Source organism: Mesorhizobium sp. M8A.F.Ca.ET.202.01.1.1, from assembly GCF_004791595.1.
Lineage (GTDB): Bacteria > Pseudomonadota > Alphaproteobacteria > Rhizobiales > Rhizobiaceae > Mesorhizobium.
Map to the genome: position 1 here is coordinate 1 of NZ_SRUN01000038.1, position 9,123 is coordinate 9,123.

At 58.9% G+C, this 9,123-nt stretch carries 3 protein-coding genes and 10 pseudogenes; 5 read left to right on the forward strand and 8 right to left on the reverse strand.

Going from position 1 to position 9,123, the window contains the following annotated elements:
* Window positions 1-131: pseudogene (locus EN845_RS33555) on the forward strand (IS481 family transposase); the annotation flags it as partial.
* A gap of 23 nt (window positions 132-154) precedes the next feature.
* On the opposite strand, the gene EN845_RS33560 reads toward EN845_RS33555, so the two are convergent.
* Both EN845_RS33560 and ectB read right to left on the reverse strand, forming a co-directional pair.
* The gene (locus EN845_RS33560; RefSeq protein ID WP_127311130.1) at window positions 155-1,246 is read right to left on the reverse strand and encodes a uridylate kinase; all 1,092 of its coding nucleotides are present in this window, start codon (window positions 1,244-1,246) and stop codon (window positions 155-157) included.
* A gap of 189 nt (window positions 1,247-1,435) precedes the next feature.
* Window positions 1,436-2,710: a diaminobutyrate--2-oxoglutarate transaminase gene (gene ectB / locus EN845_RS33565; RefSeq protein WP_127311131.1), complete on the reverse strand. Its 1,275-nt coding sequence runs from the start codon at window positions 2,708-2,710 to the stop codon at window positions 1,436-1,438.
* A gap of 322 nt (window positions 2,711-3,032) precedes the next feature.
* Here ectB and EN845_RS36515 point away from each other — a divergent pair.
* Window positions 3,033-3,297: pseudogene (locus tag EN845_RS36515) on the forward strand (transposase); the annotation flags it as partial.
* A gap of 33 nt (window positions 3,298-3,330) precedes the next feature.
* On the opposite strand, the pseudogene EN845_RS33575 reads toward EN845_RS36515, so the two are convergent.
* Window positions 3,331-3,642: pseudogene (locus EN845_RS33575) on the reverse strand (transposase); the annotation flags it as partial.
* Window positions 3,643-3,886: 244 nt separating this feature from the next.
* Here EN845_RS33575 and EN845_RS33580 point away from each other — a divergent pair.
* Window positions 3,887-5,110: pseudogene (locus EN845_RS33580) on the forward strand (IS110 family transposase).
* Between the two features lie 28 nt (window positions 5,111-5,138).
* Here the strand turns inward: EN845_RS33580 and EN845_RS33585 are convergent.
* Window positions 5,139-6,032, reverse strand: a pseudogene (locus tag EN845_RS33585) (IS3 family transposase); the annotation flags it as partial.
* 38 nt (window positions 6,033-6,070) lie between these two features.
* Here EN845_RS33585 and EN845_RS36520 point away from each other — a divergent pair.
* A pseudogene (locus tag EN845_RS36520) lies at window positions 6,071-6,515 on the forward strand (transposase); the annotation flags it as partial.
* A 313-nt stretch (window positions 6,516-6,828) separates the two neighbouring features.
* Here the strand turns inward: EN845_RS36520 and EN845_RS33600 are convergent.
* From EN845_RS33600 to EN845_RS33615, 4 pseudogenes are all read right to left on the reverse strand, one after another.
* Window positions 6,829-7,020, reverse strand: a pseudogene (locus EN845_RS33600) (helix-turn-helix transcriptional regulator); the annotation flags it as partial.
* An 87-nt stretch (window positions 7,021-7,107) separates the two neighbouring features.
* Window positions 7,108-7,401, reverse strand: a pseudogene (locus EN845_RS33605) (pyridoxal-phosphate dependent enzyme); the annotation flags it as partial.
* An 87-nt stretch (window positions 7,402-7,488) separates the two neighbouring features.
* Window positions 7,489-7,677, reverse strand: a pseudogene (locus EN845_RS33610) (4Fe-4S binding protein); the annotation flags it as partial.
* A 347-nt stretch (window positions 7,678-8,024) separates the two neighbouring features.
* Window positions 8,025-8,192, reverse strand: a pseudogene (locus tag EN845_RS33615) (transposase); the annotation flags it as partial.
* Between the two features lie 244 nt (window positions 8,193-8,436).
* On the opposite strand from EN845_RS33615, the gene EN845_RS33620 reads away from it, so the two are divergent.
* On the forward strand, window positions 8,437-8,937 hold the full coding sequence (locus EN845_RS33620; protein WP_245511874.1) for a transposase: 501 nt from the start codon (window positions 8,437-8,439) through the stop codon (window positions 8,935-8,937).
* Window positions 8,938-9,123 lie beyond the last annotated feature (186 nt).

Sequence of the window (9,123 nt, forward strand, 5' to 3'; positions counted from 1 at the left end):
ACAACTTCGGTCGCAGGCTCAAGACCCTCAAAGGCCTTACGCCCTACGAGTTCATCTGCAAGGCGTGGGCGTCACAACCGGAACGCTTCAAACTCGATCCGCTCCAGCAAATGCCGGGACTAAACATATAGGCTGGAGGGCTGCCCAGCCATTCTCACCGAGAGGGTGCGCCAACGGCTGCAGGATACATTCGTTCGTGGATTTGGCGTGCCAAGGCAACGGCCCGGTCATAATCGCCGACCACGTGGACGCGCAACACGGAAGAATCGAGTTCCGTCACCACGTTTTTTGAACCAATGAACACCGGGACAGTGTCCGACAGTGCGACAAGTCGAAGGGCAAAATCGATATCGCTTACAATGCATATCACTACCCCGTGGCCGTCCTCCACGCGGATCGCGTTGATGTCGTGTCGAGCAAGAAGCGCGCAAAGTTTGTCGCATTCTTCAAGGGTGGCACACGAAAACACCGGGATCTCACGAGCTACGGTCACAGAGCGGGCGTTCCCATGGCCAGTCACGATCGTACCGGTGATGACGCCGTCGCTGGTCAGCGATTTGCAAACAATGGTGACGTTGTGCGTTTCGGCGTAATGCACCGCCCTGTGGTGCAGTACCTTCGCACCATGTCCCGACATCTGTAGCATCGCGGGATAAGAAATCTCCGGAATCAGTTGTGCTCCTGCGACCAAGTAAGGGTCTGCCGTATAGACGCCTGGAACATCCGAGTAGATTTCGCAAGTGTGCTCTCCCAACATGGACGCAATTGCGATAGCTGACAGGTCAGAGCTGTTTCTGCCGAGAAACGTTAACCGACCGGACTGATCAATTGCCTGGGCACCCGCGGCAACAACGACGTCATGCTCCTGCAGTGCTGCCAGGATTGGCGTGGGGTCCACGCTTTTGATAGACGCGCGACCGAAATCCGAATTCGTACGTATTCCAAGGGAATATCCGTTCAAAGATATGGCTGGAATACTCAGCCGGCTGATGGCAGCCTCCAAAAGGGAGGCACTGAGCATCTCTCCGGTCGCAAGTGCCCCATCGAGATTTGATGGCGATGCTTGCTTGTTGACGTCGAGCATTACCGCTTTCAAGTTGCAAGTGGTGCCTGACATCGCGCTGACCACGGCAACGATTTTGTGTTCGCCAGCCGCCAGTCGGTCGGCCAGATGCCCAGCAATTCGCCCGTAGTCCTTGGGATGCAGAAAAGAAGAGCCCCCGAATTTCAGAATCGTCGCATTCATGTTCCACCAATCACGTTGTCGGCAATCTGCAAAGCTGTAAGGTCAGAGATGCTTGATCGGCACGGCACAACATTGGGAAGGGCTCAACGGGGCGGACGGTCGACCCCGGAGCGTGATCCTGTCCATCGTCGATTCCGCTGCAGCGGAAAAGAAAATCACCCCACTGTCTATGCATACAGCCTCGACTGATTAGACGCTTGCGTGCACAGAACTGTCCAATATGTCGAGACCGCGTTGAAGCGTCTCCCCATCGATCGTCAAAGGGGGAAGAAGCTTGACAACCTGGTCCTCCGCGCCGCATCGCTCTACCACCAGCCCACTTTCAAAGGCCCTGTGCACGATTTTCTCGGCCAGTTTGCCTGTATTGCAATCGATCCCGAGCATCATGCCCCTTCCGCGCACGGAAAGGCTAGGATCGCCGCTACTTTGAGCAATCTGCTGAAGGCGCTTGTTGAGAATTCGCCCTGTTTCCGTAACGCCGTGAGACAGCTTTTCATCCGTCCAATATTTTCGTAACGCAGAAGCCCCAGTCACAAGCGCGAGATTGTTGCCTCTGAATGTTCCATTGTGTTCGCCGGGCTGCCAAACGTCTATTTCAGGTTTGAGCAGCAAAAGGGATAGCGGCAGTCCACAGCCGCTGAGAGACTTTGACAAAACAATTATATCTGGCGATAAATCGGCAAATTCGAAACTGAAGAAACTACCTGTTCGTCCGCAACCTGCCTGAATGTCATCAACAATCAGAAGGACGCCGTTCCTTCGGCAAAGTAGCTCGAGCGACTGCAGCCAAATCTTGCTCGCAGGATTTATGCCTCCCTCGCCTTGGACTGTTTCCAGAATGATGGCAGCAGGAAGATCGACACCACTGCTTGCATCAGCAAGCACCTTGCCCAGATATTCCGAAGTGTCCTGATCGGCTCCCCAATAGCCGTCATAAGGCATGAACACTGCACCGACTAGCGTTAATCCTGCCGCACCCCGGTGGGTTCGATTACCCGTTACCGCAAGCGCGCCCAAGCTCACTCCATGAAAGCCGTTGGTGAATGAAATTACAGTTTGCCGACCCGTGGCCTTCCGTGCGAGCTTTAACGCCGCTTCCACGGCATTGGCCCCGGTAGGGCCGGGAAACTGAAATTTGTATGTCATGTCACGTGGACGTAATATTGTGGCGTCAAAATACTCCATAAACTCTCTTTTTGCAGAAGTAGCCATGTCTAACCCATGAATAATTCCGCCTGACTCCAGGTATTTCTTTGCGTCATTCAGAAAATCCGAATCATTGTGACCGTAGTTGAGGACGCCCGCGCCGGAGAGAAAATCGATAAACTCTGAGCCATTCTCGTCCTCGAGAATGGCTCCCGCAGCTTTCCTGAACACAACAGGAAACGTTCGAGAATACGCTCGCACGTTCGATTCGAGGGTTTCGAAGGCAAGTAAGGAGTTTGGGGTATTCTCTTCAAGCATAGTCTTTCCTCGACCAAATGATGGCGCGATAGCATCGAAACTGGAATCAAAATGGCTTCGTAGAGTTATAGACGGCAAGCTCGACCAGTGTCGCCTACCTAGAATGGTAGGATCGTCACAAACACATTGGAGAGATGTTGGATCGTCCAGCCAAGGCCGAGGCTGAAACCCAACTAGAGAGTCAACGTGAACTGGCGACCAGCACGCACTCGGTCCAGTCCCCAGCGATATCGGTCAGAACCATCTCGGCAGAAAGCTACCAGACGAGGGGGACTGCCGAAGGGTGCGGCGTCCCCAGCCCAGAACGTGCTACAAGGGCTAGTGCCACCTGCCGCTCTACGTCTTCTGCGGCCGGCATCTGCTGGCGGCAAAGCTCAGGCGTTCCAACATTCACGCCAGCAAGGGAGCGTCGAGGAGGTTGCGCGGATCGTGAGGCAAATCCGCAAGTCGTGGCCCCGAGGTCCGCGCCATCCTGCGCCGATCCCGGCTTGCCCGCGAGGCGCTGATGGCCTGGTGCGAGCAAAACCGCGTCGACTGTCTTCGGGGTCGCCCGCAACGAGCGGCTTGTAACGAAGATCGCCCCCGCCTGGCGGAAGCCTGCCGGGGTCCAAGGCAAGTGGTCAGGTGACCTGCCACTGAACTTTCATCGTGACGATTAGAGCCTCGACCGTTTCTGTTACGCCGTATCGCGCGGTTTGAGCAACCGGCGGAGACGCGAAGCCTTCATTGAGCGCAGCGTGGGAGCCGGTTGCGGCTAGGGTTCCGGCGAAGGCCACCGGGGTCTGGTAGCCGAGCGAGGAATGCGGCCTCGCGGTGTTGAAGTCCTGCCTCCATTCGGCAATGGCACTGCGGGCGTGGTCAAGGCCGAAGAACAGGCTCTCGTTCAACAGCTCGTCGCGCAGTCGGCCGTTGAAGCTCTCGATGAAGCCATTATCCGGCATGATGTTCTTGGTGCCATCGTTTGTTCGGTTGTCAGGTTCGTTAAGCTTGGCGCATCCGGGCCACGGGGCACCGGGAGCACGCAAGTGCGGGCAGGCCGTCGTATGCAGATGAACTGCGAGTTCGAGCACGTTATCTGGCCGCCCCTACGACTCGCCCGGATGCGCTGCGAGCGCGGATCCGTATTTGTCGTGTTGCCCGCTGGCTCCCTGTTCGTGACCAACGATGGAGGGAACCGTGCGTATTATCGGCATGGACATAAACCGCGTAGCCGCCGAGGTCGTGTCGTTGCTTGATGGCGAGATCGTCAAGCTCGGCCGCGTTCAAATGCTGCGCAATAAGCTCGAGGAGTTCGCCAGGAGGGAACTCACCCGCGATGATCATGTGGTGATCGAGGCGACCGGCAATGCCGCGGCCGTCGCTGAAGTGCTGTCGCCCTACGTCGATCGGATCGTGATCGCCAATCCTAAGCAGGTGCACATGATCGCGCACGCGAAGGTGAAGACTGACACGATCGACGCCACTGTCCTTGCGAAGCTCTACGCCTCGGGCTTTCTGCCGGAGGTCTGGGTTCCGGATCCGGGGACCCTTGCCCTCCGAAGACAGGTCACCAGGCGGACACAGCTGGTTCGCCAGCGTTCGCGGCTAAAGAACCTGATCCAGTCAATCCTCCACGCCCACCTGATCCCGCCGTGTCCGCATGGGACCTCGTCGGGATCAGCGGGCGCAAATGGCTGACGAGGCAAATATTGCCTGCGGCTGAGCGCGCCGCCATCGAGCGCCACCTCGGCTTGATTAACCAGATCAACGAGGCGTTGACGGTGGTCGAGGCGGATATCGCCGTACATGCCCTCCAGGATCAGACAATCCGCCGCCTGATGACGTTGCCCGGCCTCGACGTCACCGTGGCTGCGAGCGTTGCCGCGGCAATCGGCGACATACGGCGCTTCAGCGATCCACAGAAGCTCGTTGCCTATCTTGGCCTCAATCCGAGCGTGCGGCAGTCCGGTGAGGGGCCAGCCTATCACGGGCGCATCACGAAGCAGGGCCGCGGCCATGCGCGGGGGATGCTGGTCGAGGCAGCATGGGCGGCTGTGCGATCGCCAGGACCTCTTCGCGCCTTCCACAAGCGGATCGCCTCGCGCCGCGGGAAGCACATCGCGGCCGTCGCCACTGCGCGCAAGCTTGCAATGATCATCTGGCACATGCTGAGCAAGGATACCGACTACATCTGGGTCCGGCCGGCCTTGCTTGCCCGCAAGTTCAGATCGGTCGAGCTGCGTGCCGGCCTTCCGACCAGCCACGCCAGACGCGGCACCGCCTTCGACCTATAACATCCCGGCCAAGCGCGCCGAAGAACGATTCCGCGTCGAGAAGGCGGAAGCTGCCTATGCAGCCGCGACTTCCCGATGGCGAACGAGGCCGGAAAGGCCGAAGGCTGTGGAAAAAAATGCCGAATGAGAAGAACGGGCTATTCTACAACATCCGTCTGCATCGGCTTGCCGGGCGCAATGTAATGCCATTCGACGCTGTTCTGATCTGCCCAGGCGAGGATGGCGTTCGAGATGAACTCTGTGCCGTGTTCGGAAACGATCATGTCCGGCTTGCCGCGCCAGGCGATCAGGTCAGCCAGTTCCCGAGCAAGGGGCCGGCCGGAGATCGACGTGTCCGGGATCGCGGCAAGGCATTCGCGCGTCACGTCGTCGACGATGTTCAGCACCCGGAACCGCCGCCCGCAGGCGAACTGATCATGGACGAAGTCTAGCGACCAGCGCGCGTTCGGCTTCGCCTCAACCAGGATCGGCGCCCGCGTGCCGACCGCTCGTCGCCGTGCCCGGCGCTTGCGCACCGCCGGACCCTCCTCGTGGGAGAGCCGGTAGATGCGATTGACCCCTGATGGCTCGCCCTCGCGCTGGAGCAGAATGAACAGGCGTCGATAGCCGAAGCGGCGGCGCTCGTTGGCGAGGTCGCGTAACCTTGCGCAGCTCCGTCTCCGGCGGACGCCGGGACCGATAGCGGACGATCTTGCGATCGGCACCGACGAAGGAACAGGCCCGACGCTCCGACACACCCATGACGGCCTGCAGATGCGCGACGGCTTCGCGCTTGGCGGCGGACCCTACCATTTTTTTGAAAGAAGCTCGCGCAGTGCCGACGCTTCGAGCATCTGGTCGGCGAGCAGTTTCTTCAGCTTCGCGTTCTCGTCTTCCAAGGCTTTCAGCCGTTTGGCATCGGAGACGTCCATCAGCCATACTTCGCCTTCCAGTTATACAGCGTCGCCTCGGAGATCCCATGCTTGCGCGCCAGGTCGCCCGCCTTTGCTCCCGCCTCATGCTCACGCAGAACCGTGATGATCTGCTTCTGTAAACCGCCTTCTCTTCATCAGTCCGTCCTTCAATCGAGGCCGGACTCTAATCTCAGATGGAGGAAATTACCCGTGGCAGGTCACAGGTCGCACGCGTCTTTGGCGACTTTCCTGTGGTTGACGAAAGAAGGGCTGTGGCTCAGGCCGAGTGCACGACGCTGGGTGCCAATCCGCGCTTTATCGTGTCGTCCTCAAGCCAGAGCGCTAGGCGGCACGGGCGCTTTCCGTCTACCCGATCGCACCAGCGCCCATACCTGCGCGCCAATCGTTGCGGCTTTGGTTTGCCTCGTTTGTCTACGTTCTCATTTGCGCCTTGCGCCGCCTCGGCCTCGCCCACACCCGGCCCGCCGAGCCCACCTGCGGCACGATCGAGTTGAAGCTACTGAAAATCGGTGCGCGGGTCCGCGTCTCGGTACGGCGCATCAAGGTCGCGATGCTTCGGCGTGTCCCTATGCCGACGAATTCGCCCTGGCACACGCCCGAATACGGGCCGCGCCCAGATGGCGCCGCAGGACCCGAACCCTTCCCGCCAACAAAAAAGGTACATTGCACAAGCTCAAATCGCCGCACACACGCGGCGATTGCGCACCGTCTTCGAGATCGGGGCACGATACCGGCTCCTGGCCAGGCCAAAACACCGCCTAACGCCAGATGCGGTGAGAAAACGGGCTAGCAGCCACCCCGGATCTTGTCCGACTAGTGCAGCCACGACCGAGGGTGCAACTCAAGGTCTGGCGCCGTAAAGAATGCACAGTTCTTGCCAGCGTTAAAACTCTGATTGTGAGTCTGGCTTTTATCGAAGTAAGAGATCTCCTTACAATTCTATGATTCCCATGTTGATTGCCTTTATAGCAGCGACCGTTCTGCTGCCACAATCCAGTTTCCGCATCCCATTTTTTATATGGAAATTGACAGTATTATATGATATATTTAGGATTTTTCCTATCTCCCACGAAGATTTTCCTCTCGCCACCCAGCTAATGCACTCCTTTTCTCTAACTGAGAGACTAAATGGCTTCTCAACCTTCCGTCGCGCTTGCGTCATTGTACACCTCGCTCGTCGGCACGGCAGGGATGTTGCAATCTGTCGACGTCAACCGTTGCGAAAGGTGTAGCCGCACCCGTTGATCGCCGAGATGTGCGTAGAGGACCCTCGATCCCTGTGGAAAGAAGCCCCTTTGGACGAGATCGATCATCCCTTGCATCGATTTGCCCTCGTAAACGGGATCGGTAATCATGCCCTCGAGCCGCGCGCACAGACGGATCGCCGTCTTGGTTTCCTCCGATGGAACGCCATAACGCGGTATGCGTAGTCCTCGAGCAATACCACGTCTTCCTCCACAAGTTCCGTCCCGAGATCGACGAGCATCGCTGTATGTTGGGCTAGCGTTGCCGCAAAGAACCGGAACTGAGCCGGCAAAAGATCATGAAGGGCAAATCCGATCTCCTGGTTCTGTCTCGTCAAACATGCTGCTCATGCTCCGATCTGGTCGGCCGCGACATGGGTCTGACAGTTCTTAGGGCAGACGCGCCCGCAGGCTCCGCAACCAATGCATCGGCCGGCATGGTCGATGACCATGATCATGCGATTGAGCTCACCATCGAAGTCGTCGTTACCGCCATCGCAGGCGCCGAGGATTTCATCCGCATCATCGACACCGTATGCGCGTGCTGGTTCTTCTCTCAAAAAAGCAACACACCGGTTAGGGAGACCATCACTCGACTAGGCGCATTCGCATGCGGTCCGCCCTCACCCACTGTTGCCGCATCTCAATCAGCAAAGGCCATGCCAGCGACGCCTAGCCCGCATTAAGTGTATGGTTGTGCTAAGAAAAACGTACGGGCACCAACACGGCGTTGTCTTGAACCTGACATGTTTTCTGCCGCTGTCGGGTTTTGGACACGCATCGCGGCGTGGGTTGTGCCCTGCTGGGCGGGTGAAGCGACGGGCGCTGGCGCGGAGCCTTTGGCATAGCGCAGCGCGAGCGACCGTCGCGGATTGAAGGTGCTGGCGAACTCGGCCGTGATCTGCCAGGCGATTTGGGAGTGCGGCCGCGCGGTGTTGTAGTCGGCGCGCCACAGGGCGATGGCTACGCGCGCCTGAGCCAGCGAGGTGAACAGCGTCTCGTTGAGCAGTTCATCGCGCAGTCGGCCGTTGAAGCTCTCGATGAAGCCATTATCCGGCATGATGTTCTTGGTGCCATCGTTTGTTCGGTTGTCAGGTTCGTTAAGCTTGGCGCATCCGGGCCACGGGGCACCGGGAGCACGCAAGTGCGGGCAGGCCGTCGTATGCAGATGAACTGCGAGTTCGAGCACGTTATCTGGCCGCCCCTACGACTCGCCCGGATGCGCTGCGAGCGCGGATCCGTATTTGTCGTGTTGCCCGCTGGCTCCCTGTTCGTGACCAACGATGGAGGGAACCGTGCGTATTATCGGCATGGACATAAACCGCGTAGCCGCCGAGGTCGTGTCGTTGCTTGATGGCGAGATCGTCAAGCTCGGCCGCGTTCAAATGCTGCGCAATAAGCTCGAGGAGTTCGCCAGGAGGGAACTCACCCGCGATGATCATGTGGGGATCGAGGCGACCGTTAATGCCGCGGCCGTCGCTGCAGTGCTGGCGCCCTACGTCGATCGGATCGTGATCGCTAATCCTAAGCAGTTGCACATGATCGCGCACGCGAAGGTGAAGACTGACACGATCGACGCCACTGTCCTTGCGAAGCTCTACGCCTCGGGCTTTCTGCCGGAGGTCTGGGTTCCGGATCCGGGGACCCTTGCCCTCCGAAGACAGGTCACCAGGCGGACACAGCTGGTTCGCCAGCGTTCGCGGCTGAAGAACCTGATCCAGTCAATCCTCCACGCCCACCTGATCCCGCCGTGTCCGCATGGGACCTCGTCGGGATCAGCGGGCGCAAATGGCTGACGAGGCAAATATTGCCTGCGGCTGAGCGCGCCGCCATCGAGCGCCACCTCGGCTTGATTAACCAGATCAACGAGGCGTTGACGGTGGTCGAGGCGGATATCGCCGTACATGCCCTCCAGGATCAGACAATCCGCCGCCTGATGACGTTGCCCGGCCTCGACGTCACCGTGGCTGCGAGCGTTGCCT